This window comes from Paenibacillus sp. J31R109, from assembly GCF_059692055.1.
In genome coordinates, this window is record NZ_JCAUAR010000005.1 from 76,791 (window position 1) to 96,646 (window position 19,856).

Annotated in this window: 23 protein-coding genes; 17 read left to right on the forward strand and 6 right to left on the reverse strand. The window is 41.9% G+C overall.

The genetic code is table 11. The annotated features are described in order from the left end of the window. Positions 1-4: 4 nt before the first annotated feature. Together AC58QT_RS15565 and AC58QT_RS15570 are read left to right on the forward strand one after the other, a co-directional pair. Positions 5-628 (forward strand): nitroreductase family protein, encoded by a 624-nt coding sequence (locus tag AC58QT_RS15565; protein WP_497409784.1) that lies wholly within the window; start codon positions 5-7, stop codon positions 626-628. Further along, on the forward strand, positions 615-1,592 hold the full coding sequence (locus tag AC58QT_RS15570) for an ABC transporter substrate-binding protein (protein WP_497409785.1): 978 nt from the start codon (positions 615-617) through the stop codon (positions 1,590-1,592). Before AC58QT_RS15565 ends, AC58QT_RS15570 begins: the two co-directional genes overlap by 14 nt. A gap of 91 nt (positions 1,593-1,683) precedes the next feature. Here AC58QT_RS15570 and AC58QT_RS15575 read toward each other — a convergent pair whose 3' ends face one another. Beyond that, complete coding sequence (locus AC58QT_RS15575; protein ID WP_497409786.1) at positions 1,684-2,568, reverse strand: AraC family transcriptional regulator; 885 nt, start codon at positions 2,566-2,568, stop codon at positions 1,684-1,686. A gap of 194 nt (positions 2,569-2,762) precedes the next feature. Here AC58QT_RS15575 and AC58QT_RS15580 point away from each other — a divergent pair, with 194 nt between their 5' ends. Continuing rightward, positions 2,763-3,101, forward strand: coding sequence for a hypothetical protein (locus tag AC58QT_RS15580; RefSeq protein ID WP_497409787.1), 339 nt, complete (start codon positions 2,763-2,765; stop codon positions 3,099-3,101). A 32-nt stretch (positions 3,102-3,133) separates the two neighbouring features. Next, entirely contained in the window at positions 3,134-4,306 is a 1,173-nt protein-coding gene (locus tag AC58QT_RS15585; protein ID WP_497409788.1) for an MFS transporter, read from the forward strand. Positions 4,307-4,379: 73 nt separating this feature from the next. Here the strand turns inward: AC58QT_RS15585 and AC58QT_RS15590 are convergent, their stop codons facing one another. Then, complete coding sequence (locus tag AC58QT_RS15590) at positions 4,380-5,468, reverse strand: Gfo/Idh/MocA family protein (RefSeq protein WP_497409789.1); 1,089 nt, start codon at positions 5,466-5,468, stop codon at positions 4,380-4,382. Between the two features lie 241 nt (positions 5,469-5,709). Here AC58QT_RS15590 and AC58QT_RS15595 point away from each other — a divergent pair, with 241 nt between their 5' ends. The 10 genes from AC58QT_RS15595 to AC58QT_RS15640 all read left to right on the forward strand — a co-directional run bounded on the left by AC58QT_RS15595 (position 5,710) and on the right by AC58QT_RS15640 (position 14,684). Further along, a complete protein-coding gene (locus AC58QT_RS15595; RefSeq protein WP_497409790.1) occupies positions 5,710-5,952 on the forward strand; it encodes a hypothetical protein in 243 nt (80 codons plus the stop codon). Positions 5,953-6,003: 51 nt separating this feature from the next. Continuing rightward, entirely contained in the window at positions 6,004-6,705 is a 702-nt protein-coding gene (locus tag AC58QT_RS15600) for a DUF421 domain-containing protein (RefSeq protein ID WP_497409791.1), read from the forward strand. Between the two features lie 3 nt (positions 6,706-6,708). Then, entirely contained in the window at positions 6,709-7,281 is a 573-nt protein-coding gene (locus AC58QT_RS15605) for a DJ-1/PfpI family protein (protein WP_497409792.1), read from the forward strand. Between the two features lie 155 nt (positions 7,282-7,436). Next, complete coding sequence (locus AC58QT_RS15610) at positions 7,437-8,198, forward strand: sugar phosphate nucleotidyltransferase (RefSeq protein ID WP_497409793.1); 762 nt, start codon at positions 7,437-7,439, stop codon at positions 8,196-8,198. Positions 8,199-8,208: 10 nt separating this feature from the next. Beyond that, the gene (locus AC58QT_RS15615; protein WP_497409794.1) at positions 8,209-9,216 is read left to right on the forward strand and encodes an NAD-dependent epimerase/dehydratase family protein; all 1,008 of its coding nucleotides are present in this window, start codon (positions 8,209-8,211) and stop codon (positions 9,214-9,216) included. A 36-nt stretch (positions 9,217-9,252) separates the two neighbouring features. Continuing rightward, positions 9,253-10,344 (forward strand): CDP-glucose 4,6-dehydratase, encoded by a 1,092-nt coding sequence (gene rfbG / locus AC58QT_RS15620; RefSeq protein WP_497409795.1) that lies wholly within the window; start codon positions 9,253-9,255, stop codon positions 10,342-10,344. Between the two features lie 24 nt (positions 10,345-10,368). Continuing rightward, positions 10,369-11,280 carry a glycosyltransferase gene (locus AC58QT_RS15625; protein ID WP_497409796.1) on the forward strand — a complete coding sequence of 304 codons (912 nt, stop codon included), beginning with the start codon at positions 10,369-10,371 and terminating at the stop codon, positions 11,278-11,280. 31 nt (positions 11,281-11,311) lie between these two features. Next, positions 11,312-12,496: a glycosyltransferase gene (locus AC58QT_RS15630; protein WP_497409797.1), complete on the forward strand. Its 1,185-nt coding sequence runs from the start codon at positions 11,312-11,314 to the stop codon at positions 12,494-12,496. Between the two features lie 33 nt (positions 12,497-12,529). Next, entirely contained in the window at positions 12,530-13,462 is a 933-nt protein-coding gene (locus AC58QT_RS15635; protein ID WP_497409798.1) for a phosphotransferase, read from the forward strand. 46 nt (positions 13,463-13,508) lie between these two features. Continuing rightward, positions 13,509-14,684 carry a glycosyltransferase gene (locus AC58QT_RS15640; protein ID WP_497409799.1) on the forward strand — a complete coding sequence of 392 codons (1,176 nt, stop codon included), beginning with the start codon at positions 13,509-13,511 and terminating at the stop codon, positions 14,682-14,684. A gap of 104 nt (positions 14,685-14,788) precedes the next feature. On the opposite strand, the gene AC58QT_RS15645 is transcribed toward AC58QT_RS15640, so the two are convergent. After that, positions 14,789-15,067 (reverse strand): hypothetical protein, encoded by a 279-nt coding sequence (locus tag AC58QT_RS15645; protein ID WP_497409800.1) that lies wholly within the window; start codon positions 15,065-15,067, stop codon positions 14,789-14,791. 217 nt (positions 15,068-15,284) lie between these two features. On the opposite strand from AC58QT_RS15645, the gene AC58QT_RS15650 reads away from it, so the two are divergent. Both AC58QT_RS15650 and AC58QT_RS15655 read left to right on the forward strand, forming a co-directional pair. Further along, entirely contained in the window at positions 15,285-15,860 is a 576-nt protein-coding gene (locus AC58QT_RS15650; protein WP_497409801.1) for a TerD family protein, read from the forward strand. A 15-nt stretch (positions 15,861-15,875) separates the two neighbouring features. Then, complete coding sequence (locus tag AC58QT_RS15655; protein WP_497409802.1) at positions 15,876-16,415, forward strand: SMI1/KNR4 family protein; 540 nt, start codon at positions 15,876-15,878, stop codon at positions 16,413-16,415. Positions 16,416-16,499: 84 nt separating this feature from the next. Here the strand turns inward: AC58QT_RS15655 and AC58QT_RS15660 are convergent, their stop codons facing one another. Continuing rightward, positions 16,500-17,597 (reverse strand): glycoside hydrolase family 88/105 protein, encoded by a 1,098-nt coding sequence (locus tag AC58QT_RS15660; RefSeq protein ID WP_497410034.1) that lies wholly within the window; start codon positions 17,595-17,597, stop codon positions 16,500-16,502. A 198-nt stretch (positions 17,598-17,795) separates the two neighbouring features. Further along, positions 17,796-18,977, reverse strand: coding sequence for an MFS transporter (locus tag AC58QT_RS15665; RefSeq protein WP_497409803.1), 1,182 nt, complete (start codon positions 18,975-18,977; stop codon positions 17,796-17,798). Positions 18,978-19,104: 127 nt separating this feature from the next. On the opposite strand from AC58QT_RS15665, the gene AC58QT_RS15670 reads away from it, so the two are divergent. Further along, positions 19,105-19,476 (forward strand): winged helix-turn-helix transcriptional regulator, encoded by a 372-nt coding sequence (locus AC58QT_RS15670; protein ID WP_497409804.1) that lies wholly within the window; start codon positions 19,105-19,107, stop codon positions 19,474-19,476. A 145-nt stretch (positions 19,477-19,621) separates the two neighbouring features. Here the strand turns inward: AC58QT_RS15670 and AC58QT_RS15675 are convergent, their stop codons facing one another. After that, positions 19,622-19,852: a cold-shock protein gene (locus AC58QT_RS15675; protein WP_310225745.1), complete on the reverse strand. Its 231-nt coding sequence runs from the start codon at positions 19,850-19,852 to the stop codon at positions 19,622-19,624. Positions 19,853-19,856 lie beyond the last annotated feature (4 nt).

Sequence of the window (19,856 nt, forward strand, 5' to 3'; positions counted from 1 at the left end):
TTAATTGACGCAGCCAATAACGAAGGATGAATCATCCGTTTCTATTGCCCACACGATTCGAGCTCGTCGTACATTGAGAGAGTTCACCGATGAAGCTGTCTCTGAACAGCTAGTCATGGAGCTGTTGAATGATGCCGTTTGGGCTCCCAATCACGGCCTGCGAGAGCCTTGGCGATTCTTGTTCGTACCAACCGAGCAGAAGGGGGCTTTCATTGAGCATGTATTACCCGCTTTTGACACGGCACAAGCAGAGAAAATGAGGGTCTATCTGCATGCGCAGGCTTCTGCCTTTCTCATTGTGATCATGCCTGACAAAGGGGTGTACGATAAGCAATGGGAAGAAGATCTCATGGCTTCAGCCGCACTGATTCAGAATTTTCAGCTCCTGGCTTGGGAGCGTAAGCTCGGTGTTGTTTGGAAAACCAATGACCATAATTGGAACCCCTTCGTGCGGGAATTGCTCGGTGTTCAATCTGGAGAGAAGATTACAGGCATGCTGCATCTGGGCCATTTTAATGAGGATCAGGTCCCAGCTCCGAAGAAGCCTCGAACACGGGCAGAACTCAAAACACACATTTTTGGCCATATAACTGTAAGAGAGGAACTTACTAACGATGAAAACAACTAAACGCAGCTATATTCTAATGATGCTACTATTAAGTCTGTCTATCTCTATACTATCCGCTTGTGGCAAACAAGAGCCCGTCGAAGGCGGTTCAGCCACCATAACAACCGAAGAAAAAGCGGAACCTCGAACAATTAAACATTTCTCTGGTGAGACTGTCCTGACGGCTAAACCCAAAGCTGTTGCTGCACTTAATCCATGGATTACCGATTTCATGTTGGCGCTTGGGGTAAAGCCGAGCTCAGCGGTTTCAGCGGGACCAGATACCAAAGATTTCTCTTGGTACTTAAAAGATCAACTGGCTGGAACGAAAAACCTTGGCTGGCAGTCAGAGACTAGTTTTGAAGCCATTTTACAGGCATCACCTGATCTTATTCTCGCTAATGACGGGATGGGCAAAGGGTACGAGGAACTGAGCAAGATAGCACCAACCATCGTATTGAAACCAGAAGAAACACAAGACGGCGCCAAGGATTGGCGTAAAACATTCATGACCGTAGCAAACGTTCTTCAAAAAGAAGATGAAGCTAAAAAAGTGATTGAAACCTACGACAACAAGGTGAAGCTTGCGAAAGAGAAAATTGCCTCGACAATTGGCAATGAGACCGTCATGTTTCTAAGAGTAACCGATAAAGAACTGCGTTATTATGGCGCTAAAAACTATGACATTCTGTATCGCGATCTAGGTTTGAAAGCACCGATACTCTTCCCAGATAACAAAGCCACGTTTGCTATTTTGCAGTTTGAGAAGCTGCCTGAAATCAATCCAGATCATATCCTTGTTCTGAATGAGAATAACGATAAGTTTGAGGAATTGAAGAAAAACCCGGTCTGGAGCAAACTTAAGGCTGCGCAAAACAACCACGTATATCCCGTTCAATATGATTTGTGGTTCCAAGGCTTCGGACCGACGGCTTATTCCTTAATAATCGATGAAACTGTGAAGTTACTGACATCCAAGCCATAAATGAAAGGCAAATAAAGAGTCTATCCTTTAGTAGGTTTACTACTTGGGGATGGACTCTTTTATTGTGTCTTGTATCATGCGAAAAAACGATTTAATTTAATTGGCTTTTTCGATACTGAATAGGCGTAAATCCCGTGATCTGTTTAAAAATCTTACAGAAGTAAGGAAAATTAGGTATGCCAACCAAAGAACCGATGTGTTCGATGGATTTTGATTCTGTTTTTAACAACCAACAAGCTTGTCTAATTCTTCGTGCGATCACATATTCGGTAATGCTTCCCCCTGTTTCGCTTCGAAATAACCGAGAGACATGATTCGTAGAGAGATGAAGTGCCTTTGCTAATTCTATTAAGTCAAAAGGTTCCGTATAATGCTCTTCGACCCAGTTCATTATTTTTTCAGCATGTCGCTCCGGACGAGCGACACCTCCAAATCCGCCAATATGCAGCGAAATCAGATAGTCTAACATGTTGAGAATCAACATGGAACCAGTCTCGTGATCTTCATCTTTTTCATTCCACCCCGAAACCAAGTTATGGAATCGTTCAAGAACGCCTAACAAATAAGTCGAGTTGTGCTCCTCACGGAACACCTGATTGGACAGTTGTCCTTTCCATATCTGCTCCAAAAAACGAGACAGCACAGAAAAGTGTTTTATATAGGGGGCAACGATGGCAGGTTCAAAGGTTAAAACTGTTCGTACATAGGGTTGTTGAGGAGTGGCATCAAATTGAATACGGTGAAGCTGGAAAGGGTGTAGAATCAGGACGCACCCAGCCTCTAATGTGTAAATCTTACGGTTGAGGGTCAGGGTTCCTGTTCCTTGATGGACATATAGGATTTCGATTCCCTTATGATAATGGTAAATAGTAGGGGGACACTCTGTGGACACATCCTTGTATTTAAGGCGGATTCCCCGGTTGTTGAGAACATGAAAGACTTGTGCACGTTCATCCATTTGATTTGTATATTTCAACGATGTTCACCATCCAACCATCATTTTAAAATATCATTTGAGTGATATTTTGTGACTCAAGAATATAACTATGTTGGCCTAAAAATGAGCTATGATAGTACTGTCGATACCTTCTAATTATACGTTGTCGTCACGTTTGGTGACAATGGTACTTGCAAAGAATCAGGATTATAGACCTTCGGAGGTGGCATAGAATGACTTTCATTTTAGCGAATCTACAAGATGACGAATACACCGAGTTATTGGTTGGAATCAAAGATGTTCTGAAAGAGTGCTATCAGATCTCAGAAGATGAGGCGTCGTTCGTTATCCATGAAGGGAATGAAAAAGCGAAAGAATTGCTTAATGATTATTTTTCCTATATAGATGCCATCCGTGAAATCAATGGTGGAATTAGAAACACACTCGACAAGCATATGAATCTAGTGATTCAGGAAAAAGAGTTACCCACTAAAATGATCTATGAAGCAGCTGCGTGGCATGCGTTTGAATATGTAAGAAGTTATTATAAAAGAACGGCAAATTCCGTGTAACGGCATTTCCGATGGGGAAGGCGAAACATCCGATGGCAGGAAAATCAACGTATGTCTACATGTCCGTCTATTACTCGCTGGTATTTATGGCACTAGGCGCCTTCAGTAACTATATTCCGATCTATTACAATGACATTCAGCTAGATCATTTCCAGATTGGTTTGCTCTCGACAGCGGCAGCGGTTACCGCGATGATTGCACAGCCACGCTGGGGATTGGCCGCCGACCGAGCAGCATCGAAAAATCATTTGCTGCTTATTGCCTTGTTGCTGACCTCCATCCTCGTCTGGACGCTGCCGGCTGCAGGTAATCGATTCTGGCTGCTATTTGCGTGCACAGTTGTGTTAGGTGCTGTCCAATGCGTAATCAACCCGCTTGGCGACACGATTACACTAGAGATTTCACGCAAGTCGGGATTTAATTTTTCTCGCATCCGTACGGCAGGGTCCGTCGGTTATGCCTTAATGGCGATTATTGCCGGCTGGCTGCTGGACCGTAACCTGAATTATATGTTCCCTTTGTTCTCGGGGCTCGTGTTCCTCGCTTTCGTGCTGGCATGGGGCATCCCTAAGGTGGAAGGCCATCAGCATAAGTCGAAGGTGGAACTGAAACAGCTTTTCACCAGCAGAAAGCTAGTTGTGATCTACTTGTACACGTTGGTGGTCAACTGTACGCTGGGCTTTTTTACGACTTTTCAAGCTGTCTACAGTAAGGAACAGGGAATGAGCACGGCGCTGATCGGCCTTGGAGTTAGTATTGGTTCGATCAGCCAGTTTCCGTTCATGCTGTTTTTTCAACCGCTGTACCGAAGGTTCGGGATTTTTAAAATTTTGCTTTGCTCCGGGATTATTCTTGCTGTACGGTGGTTACTGTTCAGCGGCGCCTTAAGCCCGGCCATCTATCTGGTGACGTGGGTGTTACACGGCGGAACGTTCATGCTGTTTTACTTATGTCTTGCCGAGTATGTGAGCACACATGTGCCCAAAGAGTTGAAAGCAAGCGGCCAAATGATGAATTCCTTGACGATGAACGCCATCAGCCGCACATTGGGTTCGCTGTTAGGCGGACTGTACGCCGGCTGGTTCGGCATCCGTTCAGGGTTTGCCGTCAGCTCAATCATCTGTATGGCAGCAGTCGTGTTGTTTTGGTATTACTACAAGCCAAATGATGATAAGCAATTGGAATTGGAAGGATCCCCTCACTAAATAATAGACCACACAAAAAGAGCATGCTGCTTAAGATTAGCAGCATGCTCTTTTGTGTCATTCCAATTCATTATCAGCCCAAGATTGCCCATGGTTGTCGAACAGACGCTACGGTCTCCCCGGTTCTAATAGCCTGCTCAATCAGCATGCCGATATAGTGATCCTGAGAAGCTTCCGGAAGACCATAGAATCCTGGACCTCCCTCGGCATAGATCGCCATCTTCTTCAAGCAATCTGCAATCGCAATTTCATCATCATATAGTCGGGCAGGCATATACGGGTTTTCGTATACCCAACGGTCTCCCGCCATAATTCCTTTAAGGAAATAGCCTTCCGCGTTCTCATACTCACCTTTATTAATGCGCTTTAATTCCATTTGAATCTGAGTGCAAGAAGGATCTTGGATGCTGATTCGATTATCAAATATTTCCCCACGTTCTCCCCGAATACATAAGTGATTAGAACGGGTCCATGAACGATGTTGATCCTTGGTGAAATCATAAATCCCTAGTTTTCCACCAAAATCCAACCAAGCCATATCTCGCTCAGATTTGATTAATTTATCTTCGGTAGGCGGACCACTGCGGTTCGGCCCAGCGACCCAATCGGATTCAAAGCGCATTCCCTTAATGCGGACGTCTTCAAAGCGCACACCTAACATTTTCCGTATTAGGCTTACTGCATGATAGTACTGAGATATGGATACAGTCACTTGATTAACGTTGCCTAACTGTCCTGACGTAATAATCTGATGTCGAGCTTCTTGTATCGGATGGAATTGATATTGTTCCGCAACTTGAATTCGTGCACCTTGTCGTGTAAGTTTGTCATGTATCTGTAGTAAACCTTCTAAATGAGGTGCAGGTGGTGTCTCTGTAAGTACGGGGATTCCCCGTTCCGCTAACTCCAGCATATAATCGACTGCAGCAGATGCATTAACAGATAGTACAACAAAGTCAGGCTGTTCATGTAGCAGGAGTTGATCCATTGTTCGATAAGTGCTCACTCGCCATAAGTTTTCCATTTCCTTACCTTTAATCTCGTCACGAATGACCATCCCGCTCACGCAAAATTGTTCTGGAAGAGCCTGCGCAATTCTAAGAAAATACTGTGCGCGAAAGCCTCCACCGCCTATAATGCTGAATGTTATTGGTTTCCCCATCCCTTACACCGCCTTCTTCAGTTGTAGCTTCGTTTTATCAGATATAAATTTCTTAGTCAAGTTCTATGACTAGTATATCTTGTTATTGTGAGATCTGGCTGCCGTAACTCGAAAAAATCGAGTTACAGCAGTAAAACGCGCTTAACTGGCTGCCGTAACTCGAAAAAATCGAGTTACAGCAGGAAAACGCGCTCATCTTGCTGCCGTAACTCGAAAAAATCGAGTTACAGCAGGAAAACACGTGCAACTGGCTGCCGTAACTCGAAAAAATCGAGTTACAGCAGGAAAACGCGCTCATCTGACTGCCGTAACTCGAAAAAATGGAGTTACAGCAGGAAAACGCGTGCATCTGGCTGCCGTAACTCGAAAAAATCGAGTTACGGCAGGAAAACGCGCTCATCCGGCTGCCGTAACTCGAAAAAATCGAGTTACAGCAGGTAAACACGCTCATCTAGCTGCTGTAACTCAAAATGGAGCTGAATAAGTCCAGTGTGGTATTATTTAATCTATACATACTCCGAAAGGAAAGATGAAGGTGGATAGTAATCTCTACGTAAGTATCGGTGTCAAGCTTACAGTCGCTTTAATAGGTCTTTTGATAATGACTAGGCTGCTGGGGAAAAAAGAGATATCCCAATTGACCGCCTTTGATTTCGTTTCCTCTTTAATGCTCAGTGAACTAGTCGGCAATACGATTTATGATAAAGATGTTCATCTTAGCCATCTACTTTTTGCGCTGATTATTTGGACGATTTTAGCGCTGGGGTTGGAAAAGTTTATCGCCAAATTCCCCAGACTGTCTCGCTATGCGGCAGGAACGCCTGATCTGATTATCAAGAACGGCGTTGTTGATTTCAAAGCGATGAAGCGCAACAATCTCGATTTCGCCCAATTAGGCATGCTGCTTAGGGAAAATAATGTGTTCTCGCTCCGCGAAGTGGCCTATGCGTTATTCGAGACGAACGGCAGTATCAGCGTACTGCGCCAGAAGGATCCGGAAATGTTCAGCGGCAATGCAAAAGACCAACAGGGCAGTGTCAGTCTTCCCGCATACATCATTGAAAACGGCAGTATTAATGAAGATACGTTGAAACGCCTCGGGCGAGACAGAACTTGGGTGGAGCAGTTGTTGCAGCTAAGCGGAATTACACATCATGAGCGCGTGCTTTTTGCGGAATGGTCAGATACGAGTGGTTTGTATTATCAGCTCAAGGAATCTATTACCGTGGAGGTGTAATCAATGGGGAAAATCATTTGTTTTATATCAGAAGATTTTGCTGATTTTGAGATTACCTTAGCATGCCATAAGATTAAAAATGTTGGTAACAAAGAAGTCGTATCCATGGGTTACAATCTGGACGCTGTTATTAGTGAATCTGGTCTGTTGTATAAACCGAATGTGACCGTTTCTGATGCCTTGGAACTGGAGGATATAGAGGGACTTATCATCCCCGGCGGGCCGATTCGGAATCAACAGAAGGAGTTGACCGAACTCATCATAAAACTGGATCGAGAGAAAAAGATGCTAGCAGCCATATGTAATGGCCCTCAATATTTAGGTAGAGCTGGTATTCTACATGCAAGACATTTTACGACTTCATGCTCAATTGAAAGAATCAAGCAATTACATGTCATAGACCCATTTCCACGTAATACCTATGTACATAAACGCGTGGTTAGAGACGGTCATGTCATCACTGCCGCTGGACGCGCATTTGTTGATTTCTCTTTTGAAATATTTGATTACCTTGGCGTCTATCAAGATCAGTATGAGGAAAGTGAACAATTATTTAAGGATATCATGAATAGATAATAGATAAATGTTCTTAAATTGAAGATGATAGCAGCGATGTGAAAAGGAAACCGGATAGCCCGGTTTTCTTTTTTTGGGTTATAGGTATAAGCCGTTATCAAGGAGGAACTGACCGAATAAGATGGAAAAATCAAATTGTAAATGGGGGGAAGCGGATGAAAGTAGTAATCCTCTGCGGCGGAAAGGGAACGAGGATGAGCGAGCTGACAAATGAAGTCCCCAAACCTTTGGCCAAAGTAGGAGATAAACCCTTGCTGTGGCATATTATGAAACGTTACAACCAATATGGTTTCGATGAATTTATTCTCCTGCTAGGCTACAAGGGAGAAATGATCAAAGAATACTTTATGAACTATAACTGGAAGAATCATAGTTTTACATTAGATACATCTAGTGGCAGCATTCAGTTACTGCAAGAGCCAGAAAAGTGGAAAATTACATTTCTTGATACCGGATTAGAGACGATGACGGGCGGAAGAATTAAGATCGCAGAGAAACATCTAGGAACCGAAACATTTATGCTTACTTATGCGGATGGATTAGCAGATATCAATGTATTGGATTTGCTGAATTTCCATAAAAATGCAGGATCTATTGCAACGGTAACAGGAGTGAATAGAATAAGCCAATTCGGTACGTTAACGGTTAAAAATGGGTTAGCCGAATCCTTTCATGAAAAAACACAGAGCGAAGGGATCATTAACGGTGGTTTTTTTGTATTAGAACCTAAAGTTTTCGATTACGTGTCCGATAGTCCCCTTTGCGTATTTGAAGAAGAGTCTTTGAAGAGTTTGGCACTAGATCGTGAATTGGCGGTGTATCTGCATGAGGGATTCTGGATGGCAGCAGATACCTATAAAAACGTGCTAGAGCTGAATGAGATGTGGAAACAAGGAAAGAATCTCTGGGCAAAGTAAGTGATGAAGAATGATGATGAGTCATACGAAACCATTTTGGAAAGATCGAAATGTCTTTATTACGGGATGTACAGGCTTTCTGGGCAGGCATTTGATACAAGAATTGATTAACTCAGGTGCCCATATTACAGGGCTTGTACGGGGGAATGTGCAGGAATCTGCTATGTCTACGTTTCAAGAGGAGCTTTTTGCTAAAATCAACGTCGTTCACGGATCTTTAAAGGATCTCTCGATCATCCAGAATGCTCTGGAAAGCAATCGTATCGACACTGTTTTTCATGTAGCGGCACAATCCATCGCAGGGACAGCGAATCGGAATCCCGTTCAAACGTTTGAGACTAACATACAGGGCACTTGGCATTTGTTGGAGTCTTGCAGGCTGTACCCAGTTAAAAGAATCATTATCGCATCCAGTGAAAAATCCTATGGTGAACACGCCAGTCTTCCATTGGATGAAAGCTTCCCCCTTCAAGGAAGACATCCTTATGACGTTTCAAAAAGCTGTGCGGATTTAATCACCCAAGCCTATTTTTACACATACCAATTGCCTGTTTGTATTGCCCGATTTGGAAATGTTTTTGGGGGCGGGGATTTAAACTTTAATCGCATTATTCCTCATACCATCAACTCTGTCATTCATCATGTATCACCCATTATTAGGAGCGACGGCACGTTGGTTCGTGATTACTTGTATGTCGAGGATGCTGTACATGCCTTGATGCGATTGGCAGAAAAGGTGGAGGAATCAGGTATTGCTGGAGAAGCATTCAACTTTAGTAATGAAAATCCGTTCACTGTTTCGCATGTCGTCACTTCAATACTGAGTAGCATGGATAGCGATTTGCAGCCAATCGTTCTGAATGTAGCATCCAATGAAACGCAAAAGCAATATCTATCTGCCCAAAAAGCAAGACAACGATTAGGCTGGCAGCCAATTTTTGATTGGGAAGCAGGTTTATTAAGAACGATAGACTGGTATAAACAATACTTCACTAAATTAGGGGACTTATCCGAGTGAATATGACATGTGGAGGAATAAAGAAGGTGCTAATGGATGAATAAAGATTTTTGGCAAGGAAAAAAAGTGCTTGTTACCGGTCATACAGGGTTTAAAGGTTCCTGGTTATGTTTGTTGCTATCATCCTTAGGTGCGAATGTAACTGGATACAGTTTAAGGCCTCCCACTTCGCCTAGTTTATTTGAATTAGGCCAGATTGAACGACTTGTTCCAACCCGATATGCCGATATTCGGGATCTCAAGTCGTTACAAGCGACTATTTTAGAAGAAAAGCCTGAAATTATTATTCATATGGCCGCACAGCCGCTAGTTAGAGCCTCTTACTTAAACCCTGTTGAAACTTTTGAAATGAATGTCATGGGAACCGTTAACCTATTAGAAGCTGTTCGCAATGGCGTGCAACAAGGAATGTCCATTAAAGCCGTGGTCAATGTAACGACTGACAAATGTTATGAGAACAAGGAGTGGCTATGGGGTTACCGGGAAAATGATGCGCTTGGCGGATATGATCCCTATTCTAACAGTAAAGCCTGTTCGGAATTAGTAACAGATGCTTATCGCAAATCATTTTTTCATGTCAAAAATTATGAATCTCACGGAGTGGCGATTGCAACTGGAAGGGCGGGCAACGTCATTGGCGGCGGTGATTGGGCGGCTGATCGCTTAATCCCAGATTGTCTTAGAACCTTAGCAAAGGGTGAGAAAATTAAAATTCGAAGTCCTTATGCCATTCGGCCGTGGCAGCATGTGCTGGATCCGCTAAGTGGGTACCTGTTATTGGCAGAAAAATTAGTTGAGGATGGCACACGGTATAGCGAAGGTTGGAACTTTGGACCGGATGACGATGGGGGAAAAACAGTAGAGTGGGTTGTGAAACATCTGTGTGACAAATGGGGCAATGGTGCTGCCTATGAAGTGGAAAATGGTCATCATCTGCACGAAGCCCATTATTTGAAGCTGGATTGTTCAAAAGCAAAATCGAAATTAGGCTGGCATCCTAAATGGCGTGTCGAAACCGCCATAGACAAAGTCATGGAATGGTCACAGGCCTATCAAACTAAAGGTGACTTGATGGCAACTTGCAGGAAGCAGATTGACGAGTACGTAAACTTGAAAATGGATGTGTAAATAAAGTCGAAATGAGGTGGTTCCATGGACAATGTATATTGTTCCATTTTATCTAAGGGGAGGGTATACCAGTTCCTAGCCTTGCTTGGTTCGATGAAAAAGGTGTCAAAAGAGGATTTTGAACTATTTGTACTTTGTGTTGACGACGAGGTATATGAGTTATTAAGAAAAATAAACATGAAAGAACTTCATGTAGTTCATGATAGAGCACTAGGGGACGATGTGTTAGCAATAAAGAAAACAAGAAAAATTCATGAATACTGTTGGACGTTAAAACCTATTTTTTTAGAGCATCTTATGATGACACATCCTTCAGCTGCGAGATTAACTTATCTGGATTGTGATTTGTATTTTTGGAACGATCCTTCCATCATCTTTGAAAATCAACCAGACTGCTCGGTCCTCCTGTCTCCCGAAGAGAAATACAATCCCTCTTGGAGTGACAGTTTTACACGCTATATGCAAAAAGTAACCGGCTATTATAACTCTGGTTATATAAGTTTCAAAAAAGACGAGATGGGCCTAGCTTGTTTGGCGTGGTGGAAAGAAAAATGTATAGAACGATGCGAAATTAAACCGACTGAAGGTTTATTCGGTGATCAAAAATATCTAGATCAAGTTCCACAATTATTTTCCAGTAGTTGTGATATTACAACTCCCGGCGTCAATGTTGGGATATGGAATGATTTGAAATTCCAATTCACGGAAGACGAACATTCGGTTTATGTCAATGAGCATAGGTTAATTTTCTATCATTTTTGTGGTTTAAGAATGGTGAATAAAAATAAAATTGAGTTACTATTTAACCAAAAACATATTCCATTCATCTTTGAGTTGTATCAACAGAAGCTCCGGGAAGCCATTGAATTGACAGAACAGATCGACCCGTCTTTCAGCGGATATGCATCGGAAGAAGATTTGAAACGATACTGGTAGCCTCATCCCCACGAAGTAAAGAAGGTGAAAAATGAAAGCAAGTCTGATTATCCCGTCTTATAACGCCAAGCATCGGTTATATCTCAATCTAGTCTCCTTGTCGTACCAAGATTACCCGCTGCAGGATTTTGAAGTCGTTGTGGTCGACAATGGATCGACAGATGACACGGCTGACATGCTGTCCAAGTTTAAAGCGAACTTCCCCCTTAAAATCGTGCGAATCGAGCAGAATAAAGGAATTGCCCATGGAAGGAACCAAGGCATAGCAAAGGCTGTTGGAGATATTCTGATTTTTCATGATAGTGATATGATCGCATCACAAGATTATGTTAGAAAGCATATTGAGGCACATCAGATAACAAACAAGGTGGTTTGTGGATTATGTTGGCGAAGAATTTACAGCTTTTATTATAAAAGTTTTAAATCTTTTCACCAGCAGCTATTCAAAAAGTTAAACAACACATATCCTGAGATTCAACGTGTAAACGATCAGATCTATCAACTCATTACGGAGAAAGAGATCAAAGACGGCTCTTTTATGAAGTATTCGTTCGATTTTGATAACCTTTTGCTCTTTTCTTATTTAAAAGACACCGTTCAAACCTATGGGGAAAATTTAAGGGGTTACCATCTACCATGGCGTTATTTCCTAACCAACAACGCATCCGTTGAACGTAAACGAGTAGTGGAATTGGGGTTATTTGATGAAAATAATCCGAATTGGGGATTTGAAGACTTTGACTTAGGCTATAGGCTCTACAAATCCGGAAGTGAATTTACGGTCAAACACGATATCGTTAGTGCCCATCAAGAACATGAGCGAAATTATACGACAAAGGAAATTAAATTAAGTACGGACTATTGGTTTGATAAGTATAACGATATTCATAGTATAGATATGCTATTAAGCTTATTATTCGATATTTCAGCCATTTTCCCCCCTATGCAACCGATTATCGCCCCAAGTCATCTAAACGAATTAATGGAAGAAATAAAAGATATGCAGAAAGAAGCGGACTACCAAGCTCATTTGGAACTTTTTCGGGAAATGCTGCAACATGCAAAAAACACCTACTTGAACCATAGGGAGCTTGAGCTCGCGCCAATCCATTCGGATGCATTTGATGACATGGTAAATGCACTTAATGAGAAATATGGCAGGATTCGTTTTTCTGAAGCCTTATCTACCTTACATCAATATATGTCTAAGACGTAAAATGGAGGGTTTTAAAAGCGAAGGGGGCTCTATATGGACTATCCATTCCATGATCTCCAATCGATCTGCAGGGACTATGATATTGGAGACTTCATCTCCGCTGAAGGTAAGCTTGGCGGGTATGTCAATACGAATATAAAGATCAGAACAAATAAAGGCTTTTTTGTCATCCGAATCTATCGCGAAAAGTTTGACCCGGAGCGTATTCACTATGCACACGAGATTGTTTCCATTTTACGTTCATCCAATCTACCGGCATTATTGCCTTTAAAAAATAAACTTGGCAGCCATTTCTCTACCTATAAGGACTACTTTTTAGAAGTGACACCATTCATAGATGCGCGTCATTTTCAATGGCTTCCGAAGCAAGCCTATTTCAGCGGGAGTATGTTGCGCAACATGCACCAAACACTTATGCCTACGCCAAAAGATCCTCCAACAAGAGAATCTATCTATCATTTTTACAATTGGAGCGTATTGGATGACGCGCCTAAATTGCAGGTAATGTACAACTGGACGCCCCAACATATGGCCCAAATCTATCACATACATGATTTGATCCAGAAACATATCCAGCATGTAGAAAGCTTCCCCGTAAATTTACCAACAACGATTCTACATGGGGATTGGAACCCAGGAAATCAACTGTATCAAGAAAGCGGAGAAGTGTGCTGTATATTAGACTTCGATTCGATTCAGCGAGGGGAATGTGTCTTCGATGTAGCCTACGCCCTTTACTTTTTCTTACTGAAAGATAAAGGTAAGTTTTTGGTGAAGCCTTTTATCCAAGGTTATGGCGGGTTATCTGACCAAGAGCAAAGCGTACTCCCTAGTATGATTGCTAAACTTGGCTTATTTTTTGGGAGTTTTATTGATAAAGGAGATCTTGCGTTTACCAAGCAACAGAAACTAGTAGAATGGGTACTCTCCGCCGAAGGAGTAAACGTGTTGCAAGAACGTGATTAGTGCTTGAATTACACGTTCACGCTAAAATAAGTGAGGTGTAACCTTTGTGAAGGGAACCATTATTATTCCGTCCTACAACGCCTGTGAGCGTCTATATTATAATCTACTATCCTTAAATCTACAGGACTATCCACATGATCAATTCGAAGTCATCGTGATCGATAATGGTTCTGCTGACAATACGGCGCACATGCTATCCGAATTTCAAGCGAGTTTTCGCCTTGAAGTTGTTCGAATAGATGAGAATATAGGAATTGCACATGGAAGAAATCAGGGTATTTCGAAAGCGGCAGGAGACATTCTCATTTTTCATGACAGTGATATGATCGCTGAAAGAAGTTTTGTTAGAAAACATATCGAAGCACATCCAAATGAGAATACGGTCGTGTGCGGGAAGACTTGGAAGGAGATTTTTACCTATTATTATAAAAATTTTGAGGATTTCAGAATCCCTGAATTTAATAAAGTGAGGGATCAATTTGATTTCCCATCCGATGATTTAGAACTTGATGTACGCCCTTTGATACCAAAAGAAAAAATTATCGATGGTAGTTTCATGAACTATAGCTTTAGAAAAGACACGCCTTTTATCCATTCTCTAGAAAAAGTCATTGAAGAATTTGGTTCAGACTTAGAAGGCTATCATCTACCTTGGCGGTTTTTTATCACCAATAATTCATCCGTATCTAGACGTAAAGTAGTAGAAGTCGGACGATTTGATGAAAAGATTGTGAATTGGGGATTTGAGGACTATGATCTTGGAATTCGGCTATATAAGGCCGGATGTCATTTTAAACTCATGGATATTGTAAATGTCCATCAGGCACATCCAAGAAATTACGCGAGAGGGGAAGCTCTTAAAAGCTTCGATTATATTTGTCATAAATATAATGATATACCACATATTGATATTGTTCTCGCTTGCATCACGACATTTTTGCGGGGGTCTCTATCTATGGATGAAAAAGAGCTAAACGATATCGTGGAAGATCTGTATATGCTTCAAAAGATGGGGAAATACAATGAACTATTGCGTTATTTCCTGGAACTCCTCCATATAAAAAAGGGAACCATACTGAATAAGGTGAAAAATCAAGTGAAAAAAACGTCGAAAGTGAGCATGTTGGATCGTGAGCTGGCGTCGCAGTTAAATGAATTAGCGGGGAAAAATGGAACTTCACATTTTGCAAATGCTCTTGTAGACCTGCAAAGGAGTATATAGTGAAACAAAATGTCCGCGTTATCGATTCCTCTTATACAGAGGTTTTGATATCGCGGACATTTTGTTTTTGTATAGAGCCTCTCTTGCGATGAATAACGATGATCCTAATTTAAGAGGATAGATCCTTCAGGTAATACAGTGTTCTTATCGACTGCAATAATACCTATCCCTCCGGGGATATAAACGGCTATGGTATCTTCATCAATTAAATAACGGCCAGGAATATAAATATCATGGATAAGGGTGTGAATACTGCCATTCATATACGTGTAATCTGGCGGCTCTACCGTTTCTGCCGTTTCTGTTGCTGCGCTTATTACGCTAGGAACCATTAAACTCGAACATACAACAAGCAACATCAATTTTGTTTTTAGAAAATTCATTCTAACCACTCTCCTAAGATTTATTTTAACTCTATAGTCATATGTAAACACGTTACGTCAATTAGAAACATTTAACAGTGAATTATTTAAATTTAAATGATTTAACTTTGAACATGATTGCTTTTTTGGAACTATTTGAGAGCAAGGTCGTATGTATTATGCGGAGACAATAAGTCATCCGATACCTAAAAATAAAACAAAGTGAGGTAATTCTACGATGGCAATTAATCTATCTAAAGGTCAGAAAGTAGATCTTACAAAAACAAATCCTGGACTTGCAAAAATCTTTGTAGGACTGGGTTGGGACACGAATAAATACGATGGCGGCGGCGCTTTCGATCTTGATTCTTCTGTATTTTGCACCAACGCTGGGGGAAAAGTTGATAACGAGAAAAACTTTGTTTTTTATAATAATAAGGAAAATGAAAATGGATCTGTTGTACATAATGGTGACAATCGTACAGGTGCTGGCGATGGTGATGACGAGCAAATTAAAGTTGATCTATCGAAGGTTCCTGCTAGCATCGAGAAAATTGCTTTTGCTATTACGATTCATGAAGCTGCAGAGCGTAATCAAAACTTCGGGCAAGTTTCAAATGCTTATGTTCGTATTGTTAACGAAACAGATGGCCAAGAACTACTCCGTTTTGACCTGGGTGAAGATTTCTCCATTGAAACTGCAGTTGTCGTAGGGGAGTTATATAGGAATGCAGGTGAGTGGAAGTTCTCAGCTGTAGGCAGTGGATATAGAGACGGTCTTGGTGGTTTAGCGAAAGATTATGGTTTAGCTTAGGGTGCTGACGGCTATATGAATCAAATGGTTTATAAGACATTATTGGGATTGAAAGAGTATATCGAAAAATCACCAACAATGTATGTCCATCGCGGATCGGGGCACTTACAGCCATGTTCCTTTTCCTTTTATAAACCAACATCAGATATACACATGATGAATTTTGTTAAGGAAACAGGGTACTATTTGCCGGAGAGTTACAAAGATTTTCTAATGATAAATGATGGTGCACACCTATTTAATGATACCTCCGAAAAGGCTAATGGTGCTTGGCATATTTTTGGTCTAGAGGACATTATAGATTTTATCGATAAAAAAGAAGCTCCTGAGAATATGTATGTAATTGCCAAGTATCATTCAATTCTTATCTATGTTAATTCTTCTAGAGTAAAAGAAGGAAGAGAGGATTATATGTTTGTTGGATCAACGTATGTTCCCGATGCAGAAGATATTGTTCTAAACTTCGAATTATGGTTTGAACGTCTCGTAGTATCGCAAGGCTCTTTCTTCTGGGATTGGAATATAGTAAATGCACTTAACTTCAAAAGTGAATAAATAGAACACAGCAAAAATCCGCAACCAATTTGGTTAGCGGATTTATTGTTTTCATTTATCGTTTCTGAGGCAGACACAGTTGACTTATTCTTTTCTTAAAGAGGCTTCAATCTCCAGGCAAGCCAAAACAAATGGCGCAAAACCTTTCGGATCGTCGCGTCGGACCGGTTCGCTGATGTAATAGGCATAGGATCCGTCGCGGTACGGCGTATTGCCTAATCCGGCTACGCTGCAAATGCCGTTCAGATGCAGGGATGCGTCAGCATCGCGCTCTACAAATGTTGTCAGGCTTCCTTCGTAAGCTTTACGAGCCGCTTCAATGGCCCATTTTTCAAGATATCCTTTATTTGCGCCCTTGGCCAGTGCGTAAGTAAACATCGCGGTGCTGGAAGCCTCCCGATAGTTCCCTTCCTCACTGGCACGATCCATGACTTGCCACCACAAACCACTCTCGGCGTCTTGCACCTTGACAATCGCTTTGGTCAAACGGTGGAAAATACCGATAATTTGCCCGCGCTGCGAATGATCAAGCGGTAAGAAATCAAGTACATCAACAATCGCCATCACGTACCAGCCAATTGCACGTCCCCAGAAATGCTCGGAGCAGCCTGTTACTTGATTGGCCCAACGTTCCTCTCGGCTCTCATCCCATCCGTGGTACAGTAATCCGGTCTGCGGATCGCGCACGACACGCTCCATTAACAGAATTTCATTGGCGATATCATCAAACCATTCATGTTCATTGAACACGTGTGCATATTGAGCCAAAAAAGGAGACGTCATATACACACCATCCAACCACATTTGGAATGGATATATTTTTTTGTGCCACAAACCGCCTTCTTTGGTGCGGGGATGGCCCTTCAATTGCGCTACCAATAACTCAATGGCCTTACGGTACTTGGGTTCGCCAGTTTTCTCGAACAGCAGGAACAACGTTTTCCCCTGGTTAATCATATCGACGTTATATTCATTTAAATTGTAAGTCGTAATGGAACCGTCATCTTGAATAAACAAATCCATGTTATCTTTGATGTACGTTAAGTAGCGTTCTTCACCCGTTGCATGATACATTCGTTCAAAAGCCGTTAAAATGCAACCGTTTTCGTAATTCCAGCATCGACTCTTTTGAAATGGCATGTCAGATACGAGTGGATATTGCAGCATGAAAGATTCGGACATCGACGTAGACCAAAGATTGTTCAAAATGTGTGCCCCCCTGATAAGTAGAAAACCTATTTACACATCATGATGCAACAACTTTTGTCTCTAGTCAATTCTAATTTGTTTTCCAAAATTTCAGAGAAAAATATGAATTGTTTTTGAGGAAAATGAGAATATATGAAGAGAAATTATGATATCTTGCGACAAATACATAGTTTACGAAATGGGATGTTTTTGTAGATGGCTCAGCTGTTTTTTCCCAATCGAGAAACTTATGAAGGCAGATAGGAGTGCTAACACGACAATAAAACTGGCCATCCAAGGATTATAGAGAACGGTGGAATTGGCACTTATCATCGCTCCGCCTGCCCCAGCACCTGTCGCTAATCCTAAATGAATGATCGATGTATTTAGACTTAGCACGAGACTGGAAGATTGGGGCGCTTGTTGAATGAAATACGTTTGAGTCGCTGGCCCTGCCATGAACAGAGAGATCATCATGAGAGAAATTAATAGTAAACCGATGAGTGTTGACCCGGATAACAGAGGCAAGAGGGCCAGAATGACAACGAGCACGATGGTGCTGAAAGCTATGATGCGCGCTGCTCCCCATCGATCGATTCCGTAACCTCCCAAGCGAGTGCCGACTGCACCAAATAGACCAAAAACAAGCATGGCGATGCTGATGTTGGATGCTTTAATTTCAAGAATGTCTTGCATAAAAGGGGTTAAGTAAGTAAATAACACCGAATTTCCTGATTCCCTAAAGAAGGTTAGAAACAAACCGCTTACGATTACGGCACTTCCCAGCACTTTGAATTGTTGTCGGAATGACATCGGTGCGTCCCCATCAATCTCTGGTAGCAAGCGGTAAATGACGAAAGTAATCAACACGCTTATCAGTCCTAAAATCAAGAAAATTGCTTGCCAGTTCAACCAGTTCGTAATGGCTATGCCGATGGGGACACCTAGAATCATCGCGCTGCTGAAGCCGAGAACAATCGTGCTAATGGCATTGCCTATCCTCTCGGGGGGAACAATTTTGGCAGCTGCACTAAAGGCTGCGACAATATAAACGCCAGAACTTACACCAAGAACAATCCGTGACACCATCAAGGTGGAGATCGTCGAACTAAAGAAGGAGAGCAAGCACCCTAGGATAAAAACAGCCAATGCCCCTAACAGCACTTTCCTACGTCCCATGCGGGATGTTAGTGATACCAGGATAGGCGTTCCAATGGCAAAGGCTAGCGAGTAGGCCGTTATCAATTGCCCGGCTAAGGCGATGGAAATGTTTAAGTCTTTTGCAAGAACACGCAGGATTCCAGCGACAACTAACTCAGAAGTAGCCGTTAAGAATACCCCTAGAGCGAGTACGTAAATCGTCCATTTATTCATTGCTTTCATTCCCTTCCAATGAGTTATTGTCATTATAGAAGGGTTGGGATAATATTGTAAGAAGGCAAAGTATTAGGATATAATCCATCTATTTTGACTAACTTACTTTTTGTTAGGGGGAAGCCAGATGACTGAGCAAGGTAATTCCGAATCCAGTTTGGTTACGGGGAGTTCTGACATCTGCGAAGTATTGCAAATTCTTGGAGCCAAGTGGGCGTTTCTTGTATTGAACGAATTGCTTCGCGGGCCACAACGATTTAATCAGCTGCAAAGGAATGTAGCTATTATTAAAACGCAGTCCCTTACGGATACTCTCCGTCATTTGGAACATAATGGTCTTGTCCTGCGCCAAGTCTTTCCGACAGTACCTGTAACTGTGGAGTATTCCTTAACAGAAAAGGGATTCGATTTCCAAACTGCGCTGAACGAGATGAATAAATGGGTTGAAAAGTGGGGGAAGCCACAGCAAGTAAACAGGAATCCTAGCATTTCTTCTTAAAAGCGTTTCCTTGTTCTACTCGCGTGCAACTGAATATAAATGGTTTTTATGGCGTTCACTCTTTGGGGTGAACGCCTATTTGATGTTGTTTCGTGTTCACAATGATCAAAGAAATCAACAACAGCCCATATATGCCATTAATTGACTAGGAGATCAGTCTGCCTTTATGCAGAGACTTCATATTCTTATTGGAGTTAGAAATGATAGGGAGCATCTTTAAGCTGCTAATCATGGGAGAAAGACATTGGTGGCAAGTTGGTACGTATTCAAAGGAGAAATTGTCCCGAATCCAACCCTTACAATCTTCATTATTACATGCCCATACTTTTGTGTTTTCTTGAATGAGATCCTCAACCGATTTTCTTCGAAAATACATCGTT

What these genes read in the sequence shown, in the direction of transcription:
- AC58QT_RS15570 (WP_497409785.1), top strand. Translation starts at nt 615, where the DNA reads ATGAAAACAACTAAACGCAGCTATATTCTAATGATGCTACTATTAAGT.
- AC58QT_RS15580 (WP_497409787.1), top strand. Translation starts at nt 2,763, where the DNA reads ATGACTTTCATTTTAGCGAATCTACAAGATGACGAATACACCGAGTTA.
- AC58QT_RS15585 (WP_497409788.1), top strand. Translation starts at nt 3,134, where the DNA reads ATGGCAGGAAAATCAACGTATGTCTACATGTCCGTCTATTACTCGCTG.
- AC58QT_RS15590 (WP_497409789.1), bottom strand. Translation starts at nt 5,468, where the DNA reads ATGGGGAAACCAATAACATTCAGCATTATAGGCGGTGGAGGCTTTCGC.
- AC58QT_RS15605 (WP_497409792.1), top strand. Translation starts at nt 6,709, where the DNA reads ATGGGGAAAATCATTTGTTTTATATCAGAAGATTTTGCTGATTTTGAG.
- AC58QT_RS15610 (WP_497409793.1), top strand. Translation starts at nt 7,437, where the DNA reads ATGAAAGTAGTAATCCTCTGCGGCGGAAAGGGAACGAGGATGAGCGAG.
- AC58QT_RS15615 (WP_497409794.1), top strand. Translation starts at nt 8,209, where the DNA reads ATGATGATGAGTCATACGAAACCATTTTGGAAAGATCGAAATGTCTTT.
- rfbG (WP_497409795.1), top strand. Translation starts at nt 9,253, where the DNA reads ATGAATAAAGATTTTTGGCAAGGAAAAAAAGTGCTTGTTACCGGTCAT.
- AC58QT_RS15625 (WP_497409796.1), top strand. Translation starts at nt 10,369, where the DNA reads ATGGACAATGTATATTGTTCCATTTTATCTAAGGGGAGGGTATACCAG.
- AC58QT_RS15630 (WP_497409797.1), top strand. Translation starts at nt 11,312, where the DNA reads ATGAAAGCAAGTCTGATTATCCCGTCTTATAACGCCAAGCATCGGTTA.
- AC58QT_RS15635 (WP_497409798.1), top strand. Translation starts at nt 12,530, where the DNA reads ATGGACTATCCATTCCATGATCTCCAATCGATCTGCAGGGACTATGAT.
- AC58QT_RS15645 (WP_497409800.1), bottom strand. Translation starts at nt 15,067, where the DNA reads ATGAATTTTCTAAAAACAAAATTGATGTTGCTTGTTGTATGTTCGAGT.
- AC58QT_RS15650 (WP_497409801.1), top strand. Translation starts at nt 15,285, where the DNA reads ATGGCAATTAATCTATCTAAAGGTCAGAAAGTAGATCTTACAAAAACA.
- AC58QT_RS15655 (WP_497409802.1), top strand. Translation starts at nt 15,876, where the DNA reads ATGAATCAAATGGTTTATAAGACATTATTGGGATTGAAAGAGTATATC.
- AC58QT_RS15660 (WP_497410034.1), bottom strand. Translation starts at nt 17,597, where the DNA reads ATGTCCGAATCTTTCATGCTGCAATATCCACTCGTATCTGACATGCCA.
- AC58QT_RS15665 (WP_497409803.1), bottom strand. Translation starts at nt 18,977, where the DNA reads ATGAATAAATGGACGATTTACGTACTCGCTCTAGGGGTATTCTTAACG.
- AC58QT_RS15670 (WP_497409804.1), top strand. Translation starts at nt 19,105, where the DNA reads ATGACTGAGCAAGGTAATTCCGAATCCAGTTTGGTTACGGGGAGTTCT.
- AC58QT_RS15675 (WP_310225745.1), bottom strand. Translation starts at nt 19,852, where the DNA reads ATGTATTTTCGAAGAAAATCGGTTGAGGATCTCATTCAAGAAAACACA.